Here is an 18,092-nt window from a genome sequence, read left to right on the forward strand (position 1 = left end):
CCATCTGTCGGCAACCGAGGAATCTTCATGTCCGATCTGGAACGGGCCCGCGCACCCACCGACAGCGGCAGGAATGCCGAACTCCCCGCGCTGTATCTCTCCCATGGCGCCCCGCTGTTCGCGGTGGACGCCGGCGAAACCGGCCCGGCCCTCACCCGCTGGGGCCAGGAGGTCCAGGCGCGCTTTCCGCACCTTCGCGGGGTGGTGGTCATGTCGCCGCACTGGATGCCGCGATCGCCAAAAGTGATGACCGGGCCGCAGCCCGCCACGTGGCACGATTTCGGTGGATTTCCGCCGGCCCTGTATGCCTTGCGCTACCCGGCCGCAGGCGCCCCGGCCCTGGCCGAAACGGTGCTGGCGCGCCTGCGTGCGGCCGGCATCGCGGCCGAAGGCGATGCGGAGCGGCCCTTCGACCATGGCGCCTGGGTGCCGCTGATGCACCTGTTTCCCGACGCCCGGCTGCCCGTGGTGCAGGTGGCCCTGCCGTCCAGCGCCGGGCCTGCCGAGGTCTACGCCATGGGCGCCGCGTTGCAGGGCCTGCGCAGCGAAGGCGTGCTGGTGGTGGGCTCCGGCAGCATGACGCACAACCTGGCCGAGTTCTTTGGCGGCGCCAACGAGCCCTTGCCCTATGTGACCGAATTCAGCCGCTGGATCGAAGACGCCGTGCAGCGGCGCGACTGGCCCGCGCTGCTGGACTACCGGCGGCAGGCCCCGCATGCCGAGCGCGCCCACCCCAGCGAAGACCATTTCCTGCCCTTGTTTTTCGCCCTGGGCGCCGCTGGCCCCGAGGCGCAGGCGCACTACCTGAGCCGGGAGGTCCGCTATGGCGCCCTGGCCATGGACGCCTTCGCCCTGCGGTCCGCGGCATGAACTCCCCGGGCCCCGTTCCACTCCAACCCCGATTCGCAACCCTTCATCCCTGCCTTGAACGCCTTTTCAGGGCACCCATCGATGCTTGATCTGCCGCTTCCCTTCCTGAACCGCCCCGCCGCGGCCCACACCACCTCTCCCTGGCTGCTCGTTCTCATGCACGGCGTGGGCAGCAACGAGGGCGACCTGTTCGGCCTGGCCCCCTACGTTCCCCCGCATTTCCATGTCGTGAGCCTGCGCGCGCCGCATGCCATGGGGCCCGGCTCCCATGCGTGGTTCGAATTTTCCGTGCTGCCCGATGGCAGCCGTTCCATCCATGAGCCGCAGGAGGCGGCCAGCCGCTCGCTGGTGGCGCTCACGGTGGAGGCCGCCGCGCTGCAACTGGGCGTGCCCCCCGAGCGGGTGGTGGTGGGCGGTTTCAGCCAGGGCGGCATCATGGCCTTGTCCCTGCTGTTCACCCGGCCGGAGCTGCTGCACGCCGCCATGGTGTGGCACAGCCGGCTGCTGCCCCAGGCGATGCCGTTCGCCGCCGCGGCCGAGAGCCTGCGCGGCAAGCCGCTCTGGGTGAGCCATGGCGTGCAGGACAACGTGATTCCCCTGGCCCAGGCCCACGCCATCCGCGACCATGCCCGGGGGCTGTCGCTGGACCTGACCTACCGCGAATACCCCGGAGCGCACGAGATCCGGCAGGCCGAACTGACCGATGCCATGGGATGGCTGGGCGGACTGCAGCACCCGCAGCCGCAGGCCGCGCGCTGAGCGGCTGACCGATGGGCCCCGCGGGTCCACCGTTCCTTGCGTGGACCCCGGCCGGCTTGCATCGGCCACCGAGCGGTGCACGACACCCCCCATGCCAGCGGTGACCGGACCCGTCACACGGCGTTACGGCCCGGTGGAGTCCATCGCTTCCAATCGATGGGCGGCCGCGGGGCATCTTGTCTTTCTACCGCGGCTTTCCCGAAACCCAAGAAAAGGAGGCATTCATGCCTGAACGTGACACGGTGGAGTTGCGGCCCGCGCAGCAGGCTTCGCGCGCCTGGATTCCGTGGGTGGTCGCTGGCGCGCTGGGCGCCGGCGCGGCCTGGTGGTTCTGGGGGCGCCCGGCGTCCGAGCCGGTGGCATTGCCGCCCGTGGCCAGCCAGTCCGCGTCCCAGGCCGCCGCGCCGCCCGCATCCGCGGCCTCCGGACCCCAGAACCCCATGGACACGGTGCAGCCGCCCGACACCAAACTCCCCACCCTGGCCGAATCGGACCGCCCCCTGACCGATGCGGTCACGGGATGGGTCGGGGCGGACTCGGTAGCGTCGCTGCTGCGCATGGACGGCTTCGTGCAGCGCGCGGTCGCCACGGTGGACAACCTGTCGCGCCAGAGCGCGCCGTCCCGCCTGTGGCCCGTGCAGCCCATGCCGCAGCGGTTCCTGGTGGATGGCGAGGGCAGCGAGACGGAGACGATCGCCGCCACCAATGCGGGCCGCTACCGCGCCTTCGTCATGCTGGCCGAAGCCATTCCGCAGGACCAGGCCGTTGCGCTGTACGCCCGGCTGTACCCGCTGTTCCAGCAGGCGTACGAAGAGCTGGGCTTTCCGCGCCGCTACTTCAACGACCGGCTGGTGGCCACGCTGGACAACCTGCTGCAGGCGCCCGAGCCCACCGGCCCGGTGCAGGTGCAGCTCACCAAGGTGACCGGCGAGGTGCCCTCCACGCGCCCCTGGGTGCGCTACGAATTCGCCGACCCGAAGCTGCAGGCCCTGTCCAGCGGCCAGAAGATCCTCGTGCGCATGGGCGTGGAGAACGAGCGGCGGATGAAAACCGTGCTGGCCGAGCTGCGCCGCCGGGTCGCGACGGGCGAGATGGCGCGCAAGCCCTGAGCGCCACGGGCGCGCCGGCCCTGCTGCGGCCGGCGCGCGCCGCGCCTCGCCGTCCGGTGAACGCGGCCCCTTCCCGCGGTTTCACTTCTGCGGTTTCATTTCTGATCTTTCACTTCAAGGAGCTTCCCACCATGTTCGTTGCCATGAACCGTTTCCGCATCGCCCCCGGCCGTGAGGAGGAGTTCGTCGAGATCTGGCGCCAGCGCGACAGCCATCTGGCGCAGGTGCCGGGCTTCCAGGCCTTCCACCTGCTGCGGGGCGACACGACGCCCGAGCACACGCTGTTCGCCTCGCACACCGTCTGGGCGTCGCGCGCGGATTTCGAGGCGTGGACCCGCTCCGACGCCTTCCGGGCCGCGCACGCGGGCGCGGGGCAAAAGCGCGATCTGTACTTGGGGCCGCCGCAGCTGGAACTGTTCGAATCCGCGCTGTGAGCGCCTGCGCCGGCCAGGCGGGCGATTGCTATACAAATAATAGCAATGAGGGCAATGAAATCTAGGGCGTGAAGGGGTTTTTACTCACAATCCCCGGCGGTAGAAGGCGTCCAGCGTGGGCATCAGGTCCGGGAACTCGGCGGCGAACGTCGCCCGGTCCACGAAGTACGCCTCGCACGCCACGGCGAAGAATTCGGCCGGGGCCGTCGCGCCGTAGGCATCCAGCCAGGGCCATTCGCCGCCAAAGCGCTCGGCGATGATCACGCGCTCCCGGAAGGCGTCGTAGGCCGGCTGCCACGCCGCGCGCCAGGCCTGCCGCGCCGCCTGCGCGCCGGTGGTGCCCAGAAAGCCCGGTGGCAGGGACGGGTAGCCGTCCGCGTTGCCGTTGCGCATGTCCAGCTTGTGCACGAACTCGTGGATGACCACGCTCATGCCCCGGTCCTGGCCGCTGCCCGCGCTGTCCACGGCCGGCCAGCTCAGCATGACCGGGCCCCGGTGCATGGCCTCGCCCAGCAGCACCTCGGTGTAGTCGTGCACCACGCCGGCCTCGTCGGTGGACTGCCGGCGCGCCACGGCCTCGCCGGGGTGGACCACGATGCCCACGAAATCGTCGTACCAGTCGAGTGCCTGGGCGGGCGTGCCCCAGTGCAGCACGGGCAGGCACGCCTGGGCCGCGATGGCGACCGCCATGGCATCGGTGACCTGCAGGCCGTGCGCGCCGGTGAATTCCTTGCGCTGCAGAAAGAGGGCGCTGAGTGCCCTCAGCTTGGCCTGGTCCTGCAGCGGCAGGGCGGACAGGAACGGATAGCGCTGCAGGGTCTGCAGCCAGAGCGGGGCGGAGATCTCCGGCACGGGGGCGACGGTCGCGCGCACGCGGTGCCAGAGTTTGTTCCAGAGAGCAGGCATGAAAGAGGGGAGGGCCTGCTCGCGCACTCCCTGGCGGAAAAAGAGATGCCGCCTACATGGGGACGGCGGCGAGCCGTTCCAAGCCCCGGCCGGGCGACAGGCGCAGCACCTCGGCGCGCGGCGGGCGGGCGGCCGCGTCCCAGTCGCTCAGCACCACGCGCTGCAGGCCCGGCTCCAGAGCGTGGACGGCGGGGCGGTGCGTGTGGCCGTGGATCAGCGTGCGGGCGCCTGCGGCCTGCAGCCACTGCCGCGTGGCCGGGCCGTCCAGATCGGCGTAGGCGGCCTCGCCGGACTGCTTGCGCGCCTCGCTCTGCTCGCGGATGCCGCGGGCCTGCGCGCGCCGCACGGCCAGCGGCTGGGACAGGAACCGCTGCTGCCACTCCGTGCTGCGGGCCTGGGCGCGAAAGCGCTGGTAGTCCACATCGTCCAGGCAGAGCAGGTCGCCGTGGCTGAGCACGGTGCGTTCGCCGCCGAACTGCAGCACCGTCGGGTCGTGCAGCCCGGTCAGGCCGCAGTGGGCGAGAAAGCGCGGCCCGACCAGGAAGTCGCGATTGCCGTGCATGAAGAACACCGGCCGCTGGCGGGCCGCCTCGCGCAGCAGGGCGCCGCATTCGGCCTCGAAGGCGCCCTCGGCATCGTCGATGCAGTCGTCACCCACCCACACTTCGAACAGGTCGCCCAGGATGAACACCGCGCTCGCGTCGGTGGTCCGCAGATAGCGTCGCCAGGCCTCGAACGTGGCGGGCTCGCTGGCCTGCAGGTGCAGGTCGGAAATGAATTCGACCGTGCGCCAGTCCGAAGGAGCGGCAAGCTCCTCGAACCGGGGCACGGTCGTGGTCACGGGGCGGGCGGGGATGGGTGCGCCGCGGTCGCCGCGATTACAGGGCGACGGCCTTCTCGATGATCACGTCGTCCTTGGGCACGTCGTCATGGAAGCCCTTGCGGCCGGTCTTCACGCCCTTGATGGCATCCACCACTTCGGTGCCCTTGACCACCTTGCCGAACACGGCATAGCCCCAGCCCTGGGCGGACGGCGCGGTGTGGTTCAGGAAGCCGTTGTCGGCCACGTTGATGAAGAACTGGGCGGTGGCCGAGTGCGGATCGCTCGTGCGGGCCATGGCCACGGTGTAGTTGGCGTTCTTCAGGCCGTTGTTGGCCTCGTTCTCGATCGGGGCTTCGGTGCCCTTTTGGTTCATGCCGGGCTCGAACCCGCCGCCCTGCACCATGAAGCCGGGGATCACGCGGTGGAAGATCGTGTTGTCGTAGTGGCCCTTCTTCACGTAGGCCAGGAAGTTCTCGGTGGACTTCGGCGCCTTTTCGGCATCGAGTTCGAGGGTGATGACGCCGTGGCCGGCGATGTGCAGTTCGACTTGGGGGTTGCTCATGGGATTCCTTGGAAAGCGTTGGGGGCCGGAAGGGCCGTGGTGTGTACAGGGGCCGGTGGGCTTTACTTGACCACGGTGGCGGAGGTGATGACGACGGGCGTCGTGGGCACGTTCTGGTGCATGCCCTTGTTGCCCGTGGACACGGCCTTGATCTTGTCCACCACGTCGGTGCCCGAAACCACCTTGCCGAACACGGCGTAGCCGTTGCCTTCACCGGTGGCGTTGAGCATGGCGTTGTCCTTCACGTTGATGAAGAACTGCGAGGTGGCCGAGTCCGGATTGCCGGTGCGAGCCATGGCGATGGTGTAGTTGTCGTTCTTGAGGCCGTTGTTGGCCTCCAGCGGGATCGGTGCCTTGGTGGGCTTTTGCTGCATGTCGGGCGTGAAGCCGCCGCCCTGGATCATGAAGCCGTTGATCACGCGGTGAAAGACGGTGCCGTCGTAGTGCTTGTCCTTCACATAGGACAGGAAGTTGTCCACCGTCTTCGGGGCCTTGGCGGGATCGAGCTGGACCACGATGTCGCCCAGCGACGTGGCGAGCTTCACCTTGGGGGCCGCCGCGTCCTGCGCCTGGGCGGGTGCTACGGAAACGATAGCTGCCAGCGCCATGCCGGCCAGCGCCAGGGTCGAATTTCTTCTGGAAATCATCCAATCACTCCTTCGAAAAATATCTGCCATTGGTTGCCCTTGCGGGTCCAGTACTGGCGCTTGACGGGGCCGGTGCGGGCCCCTTCGATGACCTCGCCGAACGTTACCACCATGGTGTCGGAGGCATCCGTCCAGCGCAGCAGGGTCTTGTCCTTGAGCTGGATCGGCCGCCCGCGCAGCGCGCGCGTTTCCGCGCCCAGCTGCTTGGAAAACTCCTGCAGCGGCATCTTGCCGTAGCTCTGGAACGTGGGGGCGTAAAACCCCATCAGGCGCTGCAGGTCGCCCTGCGACTTGGCGGTGCGCCAGGCATCCAGCACCGCATCGAACGCCTTGCGGTCGGCCTGCACGCTGTGCGGCGGCACCCATTGCAGCTGCCGTGCGATCACCACCGGCGTGGAGCGTGGCTCCACCGTGCGCAGGATGCGCTCCAGGTCCGGGTTGGCCAGGGCCAGGCACCCGTCGGTGGCCAGCGGCGCGCGCGAGAACTGGTCCGGCGGCGTGCCGTGCAGCCAGATGCCGCTGCCCGTCTTGCCGCGGCTCTGGTCCAGCGGATTGGGGTAGTTGATGGGCAGGGCGCCGGCGCCGTAGAAGTCCTTGAGCGTGGCCGGGTCCAGGCGGCTCGTGATGAAGTACACGCCCAGCGGCGTGCGCTGGTCGCCCTCGATGAGCTTTTCGATGCCGAGCTTGCCCACCGAGGCGTAGTAGTCGGCTACGAGTTCCAGCCCGTTGGGCGTGTTCTCGAACAGGTAGAGCCGCGAGCGCGACGCATCGACCGCGATCGCGTGCCGCGAACGCAGCGACAGCTCGATGAACTGGGCGGGAATGGTGCGCGCCTGGGGGCGCACCCGCAGGGCGTCCGTGCGCTGTCGCGACTCCGCGCGCAGCTCGGCCAGCACGTCGGCGGCTTCCTGCGGCGGCGGGGCATCGCCCTGGCCGGCCGGCACGTCGCCCATCTGCCGCAGCGGCCGCGTGCGGGCCGACAGCAGGTCGCCCAGCGCCAGTTGCGCGAGCTGGAAGTTGGGGTGGTCGCGCACCAAGCTCTCGGCCTTGGCCAGGGCCTCGCGGCCCTTGCCTTCGCCGGTGAGGCGATAGACCTCCATGAGGCGCTTTTCCGCCTGCCCATCGGCGAGCGGGGCGATGCGCACGGGCGCCGTGCGCGCGTTCTTGCCCACGCCGCGCAGCTTGTCGCCCTGGGCGTGCGCGGGCCAGGCTGCCGCGAGCAGCGACAGCACCATGCCCGCCGCCATGCCGCGGCTCCAGGGGGAACGTCCCGCAGGCATGCGAGGCTTCAAGCGGGAACGAATGCGGCGCGGTGCGCCAGCAGAGGGCAAGGGAGCATCCCGAAGGCGATGGTGGAGCGCGTCACCGAAACGATCGCCATCAACCGCCGGTGGCCTCGCGCACGATGGTCCACTGGCCGCCGGTGTTCACCAGGTCCAGGGTCTTGCGGCTGTTCACGCTGTAGCTGCCGGAGCTGTAGCCCTGGCGAAAGCGCGCCTGCGCCTTGTTGCCGTTCACGGAAATGCGCAGGTCGTTCACGCTGACGTTGATCTTGGCGCGGCCGACGATGCGGTCGCGGCGCTCTTTTTCCCAGGCTGCGTGGCTTTGCTTGCCGTTGGGCGTGTAGTTCTTGTCGTAGGCGCCCAGGTAGGCGTTCATGTCCTGGCTCTCCCAGGCCTTGGCCCAGGCGTGCACTGCGGCGGACACTTCCCGTTCCGCCGCGGCGGCGGCGCTGGAGGCGGTGTTGCCCGTCACTGCGGGAGCGGGGGCCGGAGCCGGGGTGGGCGCCGGTGCAGCGGCCACGGCCGGTGCCGCCGGGGTGGGCGCGGGGGCCGGCACAGGGGTGGCTGGCGCCGGGGACGCCGCCACGGGCGCGGGTGCCGGGGCGGGGCGGGGAGCCGCCGCGGCCACGGGCGCAGCCGCGGGTGCCTTGGCGGTGGAGGCCTTGGCCTCGGTCGAGAACAGGTCGCGGATCAGTGCCAGCTTGGGCTTGACCGAGCTTGCGTGCGTGGCATCGAGCTGCAGCGCCTTGTTGTAGGCCTGGCTGGCCAGCTTGGCGTAGATGTCGCCCAGGTTTTCATGCGCGGTGGCATAGCTGGGGTTGGTGCGGATGGCCATCTCGAGCGCGGTGCGCGCCTTGTCGAGCTGGTTCTGGTTGGCGTACAGCACGGCCAGGTTGTTGTAGGGCTCGGGCAGCTCGGGATAGTCTTCCGTGAGCTTCGTGAAGGTGGCCACCGCTTCGGTCTGCTTGCCCGAATCCGCCTGGGCCACGCCGCGCAGGAAGCGCAATTGCGGGTCGCGGGGGTTGGCGGTGAGCCGCTGGTCGGCCTTGGCCAGGGCATCCGCCGGCTTGCCTGCCTTGAGCAACTGGGTGATCTCGGCATAGTCGTCCGCGTGGGCCAGCGGGGCACCCAACAAGGCCGACAGGGCAATCAGGCGCAGGAGATGGGCAAGGGTGCGTTGTGGATGCTTCATGGGCGGACGGGAATGGTTGGAGGTGTCAAGCCGTAACGGGGGCTTATACTGCGGCGGATTGTAGCTGAGGGGTTTGTCATGCCGGTACGCTGTTGCCGCTCCTGATTTTGCATGTGCGCACCGCCGCGCACGGCCCTTCCGGGAGGCTCCCGCCTCTTTGCGCAGCCCCTGCCAGGGCGCCGGCTGCACCATCCACCCCTTGACTGAATTTCCATGAGTTTGCGTATCTACAACACGCTGTCGCGTGCGCTGGAGCCTTTTTCTCCGCTGGAGCCCGGACATGTGCGCATGTATGTCTGCGGCATGACCATTTATGACCTGTGTCACATCGGCCACGCCCGCATGATGATGGCGTTTGACGTGGTGCAGCGCTGGCTCAAGAGCAGCGGCCTGCGCGTGACCTATGTGCGCAACATCACCGACATCGATGACAAGATCATCCGGCGCGCGGTGGAGCGCGGCATCACCATCCGCGAGCTGACCGACGAGATGATCGCCGCCATGCACCAGGACATCGGCGCTTTGGGCATCGAGCCGCCCTCCATCGAGCCGCGCGCCACCGAATACGTGCCGCAGATGCTCGCGCTGATCGGCGCTCTGGAAGACAAGGGTCTGGCCTACCGTGCCAGCGGCGGCGACGTGAACTATGCGGTGCGCAAGTTCGCGGGCTACGGCAAGCTGTCCGGCAAGTCGCTCGACGAATTGCGCGCGGGCGAGCGCGTGGCCGTGGCCGACGGCAAGGACGATCCGCTGGACTTCGTGCTGTGGAAGTCCGCCAAGCCCGAGGAGCCGCCCGAAGCCAAGTGGGACAGCCCCTTCGGCGCCGGCCGGCCCGGCTGGCACATCGAGTGCTCGGCCATGAGCTGCGCCACGCTGGGCGAGAGCTTCGACATCCATGGCGGCGGCGCCGACCTGCAGTTTCCGCACCACGAAAACGAGATCGCGCAGAGCGAAGGCGCCACCGGCAAGCCGCTGGCGCGCTTCTGGGTGCACAACGGCTTCGTGCGCGTGGACAACGAGAAGATGAGCAAGTCGCTCGGCAACTTCTTCACCATCCGCGACGTGCTGGCCAGGTACGACGCCGAGACCGTGCGCTTTTTCATCGTGCGCGCCCATTACCGCAGCGCCCTCAACTACAGCGACGCCCACCTGGACGACGCGCGCGCCGCACTCAAGCGCCTCTATACGGCATTGAGCCTGGTCGCGCCAGCGCCCACGCCCTCGATCGACTGGACCGATCCCTACGCGGCCCGGTTCAAGGCCGCCATGGACGAAGACTTCGGCACCCCCGAGGCCGTCGCCGTGCTGTTCGATCTGGCCGGCGAGGTCAACCGCACGCAGTCGCCGCAGACCGCCGGACTGCTGAAGGCGCTGGCCAGTTGCCTGGGCCTGCTGCAGGGCGATCCGCAAGCCTTCCTGAAGGCCGGCGCCACGCTGGACGAAGCCGCCATCCAGGCACAGATCGCCGCGCGCGCCGCCGCCAAGGCCGCGAAGGACTTCGCCGAGGCCGACCGCATCCGCAAGGCGCTGCTGGAGCAGGGCATCGTCCTCAAGGACTCCGCTGCCGGCACGACCTGGGAGGCAGCGCAGTGAGCGGTTCCTGGATGAAGCGGCCTTTGGCGCCGGTGAAATTTCTGGTGCGGGCGGGATAAGCGGTGGCTGCGACGAAAAAGACAGCCCATGACGGGCCGCAACTGATCGCGCCCGCGTATTGGGCCGAGGCCTGCAAGCACCTCGTCAAGAAAGACCGCGTGATGAAGCGGCTCATCCCGCAACTGGGCGACGTGGCCCTGCGCCAGCGCGGCGATGCGTTCACCACGCTGGCGCGCAGCATCGTCGGCCAGCAGGTGTCGGTGGCGTCCGCGCAGAAGGTATGGGACCGTTTCGCGGCCCTGCCGCGCACCATGACGCCGGCCAGTGTGCTCAAACTCAAGGTGGACGACATGCGCGGCGCAGGCCTGTCCGCGCGCAAGGTGGACTATCTGGTCGATCTGGCGCTGCACTTCGATACCGGCAAGCTGCACGTCAAGGACTGGGATGCGATGGACGACGAGGCCATCACGGAGGAGCTGATCGCCATCCGCGGCATCGGCCGCTGGACGGCGGACATGTTCCTCATCTTCCACCTGGCCCGCCCGAACGTCATGCCGCTGGACGATGCCACCCTGATCCAGGGCATCAGCCAGCACTATTTTTCGGGTGATCCCGTGAGCCGCAGCGATGCCCGCGAAGTGGCAGAGGCCTGGAAGCCCTGGTGCAGCGTGGCGAGTTGGTATATTTGGCGGTCGCTCGCCCCGTTGCCGGTGGACTATTGACGCCCTCGCGGGAGGGCGCGGCAACCGATGCTGCGTCCGTGCCCGTGGTGCTGGCCTGAACAGGGCGAGGAGCCCAAGGAGAATTACGTTGGCGAAAAAAACCTTTCTGGATTTCGAGCAGCCGATTGCCGAGCTCGAAGGAAAAATCGAAGAACTGCGCTACGTGCAGACCGAAAGCGCCGTCGATATTTCGGAAGAGATCGACCAGCTCAGCAAGAAGAGCCACCAGCTCACCAAAGACATCTACAGCGATCTGTCGCCCTGGCAGATCACCAAGATCGCCCGCCATCCCGAGCGCCCCTACACGCTCGACTACGTGCGCGACATCTTCACCGACTTCGTCGAGCTGCACGGCGACCGCCACTTCGCCGATGACCTGTCCATCGTCGGGGGCCTGGCCCGCTTCAACGGGCATGCCTGCATGGTGCTGGGCCACCAGAAGGGCCGCGACACCAAGGAGCGCGCCGCGCGCAACTTCGGCATGAGCCGCCCCGAGGGCTACCGCAAGGCCCTGCGCCTCATGAAGACGGCCGAGAAGTTCAAGCTGCCGGTGTTCACCTTCGTGGACACGCCTGGCGCCTATCCCGGCATCGATGCCGAAGAACGCGGCCAGTCCGAGGCCATCGGCCGCAACATCTTCGAGATGGCGCAACTGGAAGTGCCCATCATCACCACCGTGATCGGCGAGGGCGGCTCCGGCGGCGCGCTGGCCATCAGCGTGGCCGACCAGGTGGTGATGCTGCAATACTCCATCTACTCGGTGATCAGCCCCGAAGGCTGTGCCTCCATCCTCTGGAAGACCAGCGACAAGGCGCAGGACGCGGCCGATGCCATGGGCATCACGGCGCACCGCCTCAAGGCCCTGGGCCTCGTGGACAAGATCGTGAGCGAGCCCGTGGGCGGCGCCCACCGCGACCACAAGCAGATGGCCGCCTTCCTCAAGCGAGCGCTGGGCGATGCCTTCCGCCAACTGGCCGATCTCAAGCCCAAGGAACTGCTGGACCGCCGCTACGAGCGCCTGCAAAGCTACGGCCGATTCACCGACACCAAGGCCGAGACGCGCTGAAGCACAGGGCTCCGGCACCACGCCCCATGCCATGAACCCAGCGGCCCTTCGGGGCCGTTTTGCATGGAAGTCGCTGCCATCACAGCCCTTTGAAACGTCCCTTTGGCATGACGCAATCCTTCGACGCCGCCATGGCGGCCTTCGCACCGGCCCTGCCGCTGGCCGTGGGGCTGAGCGGCGGGGCCGACTCCACCGCGCTGCTGCTGGCCTGCGCAGGGCGGTGGCCCGGCCAGGTGCATGCGTTCCATGTGCACCATGGGCTGCAGGCGGCGGCCGATGGCTTCGAGCGCCACTGCGCGGACCTGTGCCAGCGCCAGGGCGTGCCGCTCCAGGTGGCGCGCGTGGACGCACGCCCCGCGCCGGGCCAAAGCCCGGAAGACACCGCCCGCCGGATGCGGTACGAGGCTTTTGCGGGTCTGGCGCAAGTAACACTAGGGCATACCGCTATAAAAACAATAGCATTGGCCCAGCACGCCGACGACCAGGTCGAAACCCTGCTGCTGGCGCTGTCGCGGGGCGCTGGCGTGCCGGGTCTGGCGTCCATGCCTGCGCACTGGCAGCGCGATGGCCTCGACTGGCATCGGCCCCTGCTGCGGGTGGCCGGCGCCGATGTTCGCGCCTGGCTGGTGGCGCGGGGCGAGGCGTGGGTGGAAGACCCCACCAATGGCGACGAGCACTACACGCGCAACCGGATCCGCCACCGGCTGCTGCCAGCGCTCGATGCCGCTTTTCCCCAGTTCCGCGACACCTTCGCCCGCAGCGCCGAGCATGCCGCGCAGGCCAGCGAACTGCTGCAGGAACTGGCCGAGGCCGATCTGGCCGCCGTGGGCGTGCCGCCGCGGCTGGCGGCCTTGCAGTCGCTGAGCCGGGCCCGGCAGGCCAACGTGCTGCGCCACTGGTTGCGCAGCGTGCACGGCACCACGCCGGCCGCAGTCCAACTGGCCGAACTGCTGGACCAGATCGCCGCATGCACCACTCGGGGGCATCGCATCCGCATCAAGGTCGGCCGCGGCTTCGCCGTGCGCGAAGCCCAGGTGCTCGGTTGGTACAATTCCTAGGTTTTGGTCCCCATCCCTGCACGAAAAACGGCGGCGCGCCAGAACAATTTTTCTCCTTTCCCTGCGCCGTCTTGCGTTTCGTCATTCCAGATATCCAATGGCACTGATCGTTCATAAATACGGCGGCACGTCGATGGGCTCCACGGAGCGCATCCGCAACGTCGCCAAGCGCGTGGCCAAATGGGCGCGGGCCGGCCACCAGATGGTGGTGGTGCCCAGCGCCATGAGTGGCGAAACCAACCGCCTGCTCGGGCTGGCCAAGGACCTTGCCCCTTCGCGCGCCACGTCCGCCTACCACCGTGAACTCGACATGCTGGCCTCCACCGGAGAGCAGGCGTCTTCCGCGCTGCTGGCGATCGCGCTGCAGTCCGAAGGCATGGAGTCGGTGAGCTACGCCGGCTGGCAGGTGCCGATCCGCACCAACAGCGCCTACACCAAGGCCCGCATCGAATCCATCGACGACCAGCGCGTGCGTGCCGACCTGTCCGCCGGCAAGGTCGTGATCGTGACGGGCTTCCAGGGCATCGACGAGCACGGCCACATCACCACGCTCGGCCGGGGCGGCTCCGATACCTCTGCCGTGGCGGTGGCCGCCGCCATGAAGGCGGCCGAATGCCTGATCTACACCGATGTGGACGGCGTGTACACGACCGATCCGCGCGTGGTGCAGGAGGCGCGCCGCCTGGCCACCGTGAGCTTCGAGGAAATGCTGGAGATGGCCAGCCTGGGCAGCAAGGTGCTCCAGATCCGCTCGGTCGAATTCGCCGGCAAATACAAGGTGCCCCTGCGCGTGCTGTCCAGCTTCACGCCCTGGGACATCGACATCAACGAAGAAGCCCGCTCCGGCACGCTGATCACTTTTGAGGAAGACGAAAAAATGGAACAAGCCGTTGTATCCGGCATCGCATTCAACCGCGACGAGGCCAAGATCTCCGTGCTCGGCGTGCCTGACAAGCCCGGCATTGCCTACCAGATCCTGGGCGCCGTGGCCGATGCGAACATCGATGTCGACGTGATCATCCAGAACCTGAGCAAGGACGGCAAAACGGACTTCAGCTTCACCGTCAACCGCTCCGACTACGCGCGCACGATTGACTTGCTCAAGGAAAAGGTCGTTCCCGCATTGGGCGCGCAGGAAGTGGTGGGCGACGCCAAGATCTGCAAGGTCAGCATCGTCGGCATCGGCATGCGCAGCCACGTGGGCGTGGCCGCCAAGATGTTCCGCGTGCTGAGCGAAGAGGGCATCAACATCCAGATGATCTCGACCTCCGAAATCAAGACCTCCGTCGTGATCGACGAGAAGTACGTGGAGTTGGCAGTGCGCACGCTGCACAAGGCGTTCGAACTGGACCAGTCGCCTGCTTGACGAGGCAAAAACGCCTTCAATCTGAGGCATAATAGCCGGATTGGAAACGTGACCGAGTGGCCGAAGGTGCTCCCCTGCTAAGGGAGTATGGGGTGTAGAGCCTCATCGAGGGTTCGAATCCCTCCGTTTCCGCCAGATGCAAAAGCCCCAAGTGATTGATTCACTTGGGGCTTTTCTCTTTGGTGCGTTGGGCCGCACATCGGCGACCTGAATTGAACCTGGATCGAGTGTGTGGTGTGAGTTGGCGACACCCCAAGCGATAGGTTCCCGGCGGCAAGGTTGGACGCTTTGGCAGCATTCGGAATCCATTTCGCATAGTCGCGCAACATGACCTGGACACTGTGCCCGTGCTGATTCCTCCCTGTATCCATGACCCCTCTATATGATCGTCAGTGACGCATCCGGTTAAGAAAATCGGGGGGTCACCACTCGCGAAAGCGCTCTATCTAAAAGGGAGAAACCAATGGCTACTGACGGTTGCTGGGTGCAGTTCTACGACGGAGAAAAAATGAGCGGCGGAACGAAGCGTTTCGACGGTCCGCTAGAGGTGTCAGATCTGAACGATTACATATTCTCGACGGGCGAAAAGGGGGGCGACGAAACCGATTCCCTTGTACTAGGCTCGAGAGCGTGGATTCAGGTATTCAAAGATGATGATTACGGCGGCAAGACGGCCTATTTCTATCCCAACCAGACGATTAAAGACTTGGACGCGTACGGAATGGGCGGCACTATCGACAGCTTCAAGCTCTACGATTACCAACCGGAGTCCTTTCCTGCACCGACAACGGTGACTTGGGCCGTTGAGGACAACGACGGTGTGGTCTCAGCCTCTACCATCAACAACTTCTTCCGCACGGCTCTCGGCTCGGCGTTGATGCTGGTCCCCGTCGTGGGCGCTGCGCTCAAGACCATGGTGTACGGTCTTTGGCCCGATCCCCGAACCAACAAAGAGCAGGCTTGGGCCAGCTTTCAAAACTACATCAGTCAGGTGGTCGGCACGGTGTATGACCAGCTTATCGATAAAGAGCTCACCATTAAGCTGCAAGGCCTCTACAACGTGATGCGCAACTATGTGGAGTCGACAGAATCGGAGCGTGCAGGAAATTTCACAGCGCTGGTTAACACGCTGGATTTCCTGGAGCCGAGTTTTCTTGACGTGGAGGATCCTCAGAAAACCCTCAAGTTCTCTTTGCCCTTCGGCTCGATCATGTTGCTCACCATGCGGGAGGAAATCCTGTTCCATGAGGAAATATTTGGTGACCCGCTTAGCCCTGATGAACGCGCTAAACGAGTACGCCGGTTGCAGGAGAAGATTGATGCATACCAAGCGGCCATCGCCGCAGCACGTGCTGAGCTGCTGGCGCTGCGGGCAACCATGATCAAGCTGCAGGACAATAGCTCGATCACCGTCGATAAGTGGACGCCGTACGACACTTACAGTGGATGGCGAGGTGTGGAGGAATACAGCGGTGGAGCCAAGAGGCGTGCCGAGTACGCGGCAGCTAAGCACACTGAGGTGGTGACAAACGAATTGGCTTGGCAGATCGATCAGAACACCGCTCAGACTCAGCTCTGGAGTTGGGCTAATCCCGACAATGTCACACCCATTCGAGCGCCTGAAGTGGTTTATCTGGATGGGCCATACGGCGATTTTCAGGAAAGTGCGAGGTTCAGCGCGGTAGCGGATGATGGCAAGCGGATCACTCAGGTGCGAGTGCGCGCGGGTGACCTGATCGATTCGTTGGAGGTGTTTATAGACGGCACCTCCACCGGTGTGCAGGGCCGCACTGGTGATACGAATGCCGCCCCGTTCGAGGTCACACTGGCCGCTGGCCAGAGCATCATTAACTCAAAAGGTCGCTCTTCCACTTTGATCAACGCGTTGGGCTTCACGGCTGATAACGGACAGAGCTTTCTCGCCGGAAGCCCTGGAAATAGTGGGTTCGACTCCCATCCGCCTGAAGGAACGGCCGACGGCCGGATGGTTGGACTGTCGGGGTACAGCTTGAACGGCACCACTGCGGGGTGCAATTTGAAGGTGCTAACTTTCCACTGGTACTGCACTTTGCCATTGCCGGAAAAGCCCGTTCTGCTGAACTGACGCGGTTTTTTCGTTCCGGCGGGAGGGCGACGTCGTCGCCCATTGCGCAACGCTCAGCCCATAAGGCCGTTCGGTTCGCGCGCTCACGGAATGGATTCGAAAGAGTGGTACTACAGCGGCTTTGGGTACAGTTCAGGAGCTGGGTAAATACTGCGCGTTGAGCGCATGCGCAGCCAGAACTGACCTGAGTCAAGTGATTTGCCGCGATTGCGTGTCGTCCGACATCCACTCGGTGTTCGGGACGGCGAGGCGTGGGGGACGGGCTCTTTACAACGGAATGGCAGCGGGCATTTCGCCTGCGAAGCGACCACCTCAAAGGAGCCCACCATGAACGCATCCCATACGCCCCTGGCTGAAACAAGACCTGCCGGCTCTGACCTGGCCGAGCAGGCCCGTCCCGGTCACGGCATTCCTTCGCAGGACCCGGCCGTGGCCGCCCAATATGCGCTGTCGCCTGAAGAGGCCGAGCGCGAATCGAAATCTTCGCTGATGGGCGGCGGTGTCATGGCTGGTACGGCCGCAGGCGCGGCCGTTGGTGCAGCGGTGGCAGGGCCTGTCGGCGTGTTCGTGGGCGGCACTGCCGGTGCTGTGGCGGGCGCGTTGGGCGGGGCTGCTGCGGGAAGTCTGGTCGAGCCAGATGCCCCATCAGCCGATGAGCAACCGACGCATGACGCGGGCAAGACCCCCAATACCGTTTTGCCGCGCTGACTCGGCGCGCATCTGAACCCCATGGGCAACCACCATCAATCGGTGGCCTGTCCACTGGTAATGGGCGGCTCTGTAGGCGCGCAGAGCGTGTTGGCGTCGTTGTGCTTGTATGTTTCAGACCAGACCAGCGCGGTAGAGTTTGACTGCCGATGAGGCGGCCAGACCGGTCCGTGCAGCGTGGACAAGTGGGTCGGCCGCGACCGGCGCAAGACCATCGACCGGGACGAGACCAACGTCATCCACCGCGACCGCACCGAAACCGTGGACCGCAACGAAAAGATCACCGTGCACGGCTGGCGCACCGAGGAAGTCGATGGCGACGAGACCATTACTGTCCATTCCAACCGCACCGAGCGGGTGGACCACGACGAAAAGATCAGCATCGGCGACAACCGAAGCGAAGACGTCGGCATCGACGAGACGGTGAGCATCGGCAAGAACCGCAGCAAGACCATCGGCAAGAACGAGAAAGACCAGATCGGCAGCAACTGGACCATCCAGGTCGGGAAGATGAAAACCGAGACCGTGGGCATGGTGGCCCTGCAGAACGTCGGCATGGCCAAGATGATGAACATCGGCATGGCCTACAGCGTGAACGTTGGCATGGTGCGCAACGACCTGGTGGGCATGCACTGGAGCCGCAGCGTGGGCAAGGACGACAGCGTGAGCGTGGGCGGGGACCGCAGCGCGCAGGTGACGGGTGGCGACAGCCTGCAGGTGGGCAAGGCGCTGGCCGTGAAGGCGCAGCAGATCACGCTGGAGGCGGACCAGGAGATCACCCTGCGCTGCGGGGCCAGCACCGTGCGGCTCACGCCGGCGCTGATCGAAGTGCTGTCCAGCCTGGACAAGCTCAACTGCTGAGGCGGGCCGGCGGGGGCTGCCCTGTAGGG

Annotated in this window: 17 protein-coding genes, 1 tRNA gene and 1 pseudogene; 13 read left to right on the forward strand and 6 right to left on the reverse strand. The window is 66.4% G+C overall.

Annotated features, from left to right (window positions below):
- The first annotated feature begins 27 nt into the window (after positions 1–27).
- The 4 genes from R1Z03_RS19545 to R1Z03_RS19560 all read left to right on the forward strand — a co-directional run bounded on the left by R1Z03_RS19545 (position 28) and on the right by R1Z03_RS19560 (position 3,172).
- Positions 28–870 (forward strand): class III extradiol ring-cleavage dioxygenase, encoded by an 843-nt coding sequence (locus R1Z03_RS19545; protein ID WP_317354182.1) that lies wholly within the window; start codon positions 28–30, stop codon positions 868–870.
- 81 nt (positions 871–951) lie between these two features.
- Positions 952–1,629 carry an alpha/beta hydrolase gene (locus R1Z03_RS19550; RefSeq protein WP_284427850.1) on the forward strand — a complete coding sequence of 226 codons (678 nt, stop codon included), beginning with the start codon at positions 952–954 and terminating at the stop codon, positions 1,627–1,629.
- 224 nt (positions 1,630–1,853) lie between these two features.
- Positions 1,854–2,738 (forward strand): DUF3014 domain-containing protein, encoded by an 885-nt coding sequence (locus tag R1Z03_RS19555; RefSeq protein WP_317354185.1) that lies wholly within the window; start codon positions 1,854–1,856, stop codon positions 2,736–2,738.
- A 131-nt stretch (positions 2,739–2,869) separates the two neighbouring features.
- Positions 2,870–3,172, forward strand: coding sequence for an antibiotic biosynthesis monooxygenase (locus R1Z03_RS19560; RefSeq protein WP_284403518.1), 303 nt, complete (start codon positions 2,870–2,872; stop codon positions 3,170–3,172).
- Positions 3,173–3,256: 84 nt separating this feature from the next.
- Here the strand turns inward: R1Z03_RS19560 and R1Z03_RS19565 are convergent, their stop codons facing one another.
- The 6 genes from R1Z03_RS19565 to R1Z03_RS19590 all read right to left on the reverse strand — a co-directional run bounded on the left by R1Z03_RS19565 (position 3,257) and on the right by R1Z03_RS19590 (position 8,585).
- A complete protein-coding gene (locus R1Z03_RS19565) occupies positions 3,257–4,078 on the reverse strand; it encodes a zinc-dependent peptidase (RefSeq protein ID WP_317354190.1) in 822 nt (273 codons plus the stop codon).
- Between the two features lie 52 nt (positions 4,079–4,130).
- A complete protein-coding gene (locus tag R1Z03_RS19570; protein WP_317354193.1) occupies positions 4,131–4,919 on the reverse strand; it encodes a UDP-2,3-diacylglucosamine diphosphatase in 789 nt (262 codons plus the stop codon).
- A gap of 37 nt (positions 4,920–4,956) precedes the next feature.
- Positions 4,957–5,463, reverse strand: a complete 507-nt coding sequence (locus R1Z03_RS19575) for a peptidylprolyl isomerase (protein ID WP_284402562.1) — start codon at positions 5,461–5,463, stop codon at positions 4,957–4,959.
- A gap of 62 nt (positions 5,464–5,525) precedes the next feature.
- A complete protein-coding gene (locus R1Z03_RS19580) occupies positions 5,526–6,110 on the reverse strand; it encodes a peptidylprolyl isomerase (RefSeq protein ID WP_284402561.1) in 585 nt (194 codons plus the stop codon).
- Positions 6,107–7,390, reverse strand: coding sequence for a murein L,D-transpeptidase family protein (locus tag R1Z03_RS19585; protein WP_372588174.1), 1,284 nt, complete (start codon positions 7,388–7,390; stop codon positions 6,107–6,109). Before R1Z03_RS19585 ends, R1Z03_RS19580 begins: the two co-directional genes overlap by 4 nt.
- Positions 7,391–7,490: 100 nt before the next feature.
- Positions 7,491–8,585: a tetratricopeptide repeat protein gene (locus R1Z03_RS19590; RefSeq protein WP_317354201.1), complete on the reverse strand. Its 1,095-nt coding sequence runs from the start codon at positions 8,583–8,585 to the stop codon at positions 7,491–7,493.
- Between the two features lie 213 nt (positions 8,586–8,798).
- On the opposite strand from R1Z03_RS19590, the gene cysS reads away from it, so the two are divergent.
- The 9 genes and pseudogenes from cysS to R1Z03_RS19635 all read left to right on the forward strand — a co-directional run.
- Positions 8,799–10,178, forward strand: a complete 1,380-nt coding sequence (gene cysS, locus R1Z03_RS19595; protein ID WP_317354204.1) for a cysteine--tRNA ligase — start codon at positions 8,799–8,801, stop codon at positions 10,176–10,178.
- Between the two features lie 62 nt (positions 10,179–10,240).
- Entirely contained in the window at positions 10,241–10,900 is a 660-nt protein-coding gene (locus R1Z03_RS19600) for a DNA-3-methyladenine glycosylase (protein WP_272563992.1), read from the forward strand.
- A gap of 88 nt (positions 10,901–10,988) precedes the next feature.
- The gene (locus R1Z03_RS19605; RefSeq protein ID WP_272563991.1) at positions 10,989–11,966 is read left to right on the forward strand and encodes an acetyl-CoA carboxylase carboxyltransferase subunit alpha; all 978 of its coding nucleotides are present in this window, start codon (positions 10,989–10,991) and stop codon (positions 11,964–11,966) included.
- 107 nt (positions 11,967–12,073) lie between these two features.
- Positions 12,074–13,024, forward strand: a complete 951-nt coding sequence (tilS, locus tag R1Z03_RS19610; protein ID WP_317354208.1) for a tRNA lysidine(34) synthetase TilS — start codon at positions 12,074–12,076, stop codon at positions 13,022–13,024.
- A 97-nt stretch (positions 13,025–13,121) separates the two neighbouring features.
- Positions 13,122–14,390 (forward strand): aspartate kinase, encoded by a 1,269-nt coding sequence (locus R1Z03_RS19615; protein ID WP_272548049.1) that lies wholly within the window; start codon positions 13,122–13,124, stop codon positions 14,388–14,390.
- A 42-nt stretch (positions 14,391–14,432) separates the two neighbouring features.
- Positions 14,433–14,525, forward strand: a tRNA-Ser gene (locus tag R1Z03_RS19620).
- A gap of 328 nt (positions 14,526–14,853) precedes the next feature.
- Positions 14,854–16,494 (forward strand): hypothetical protein, encoded by a 1,641-nt coding sequence (locus tag R1Z03_RS19625; RefSeq protein ID WP_317354210.1) that lies wholly within the window; start codon positions 14,854–14,856, stop codon positions 16,492–16,494.
- Between the two features lie 327 nt (positions 16,495–16,821).
- Positions 16,822–17,202, forward strand: coding sequence for a hypothetical protein (locus R1Z03_RS19630; protein WP_317354213.1), 381 nt, complete (start codon positions 16,822–16,824; stop codon positions 17,200–17,202).
- 180 nt (positions 17,203–17,382) lie between these two features.
- Positions 17,383–18,063, forward strand: a pseudogene (locus R1Z03_RS19635) (type VI secretion system tip protein VgrG); the annotation flags it as partial.
- Positions 18,064–18,092 lie beyond the last annotated feature (29 nt).

Origin of the sequence: Acidovorax sp. BLS4 (assembly GCF_032929295.1) — a bacterium.
GTDB lineage: Bacteria > Pseudomonadota > Gammaproteobacteria > Burkholderiales > Burkholderiaceae_C > Paracidovorax.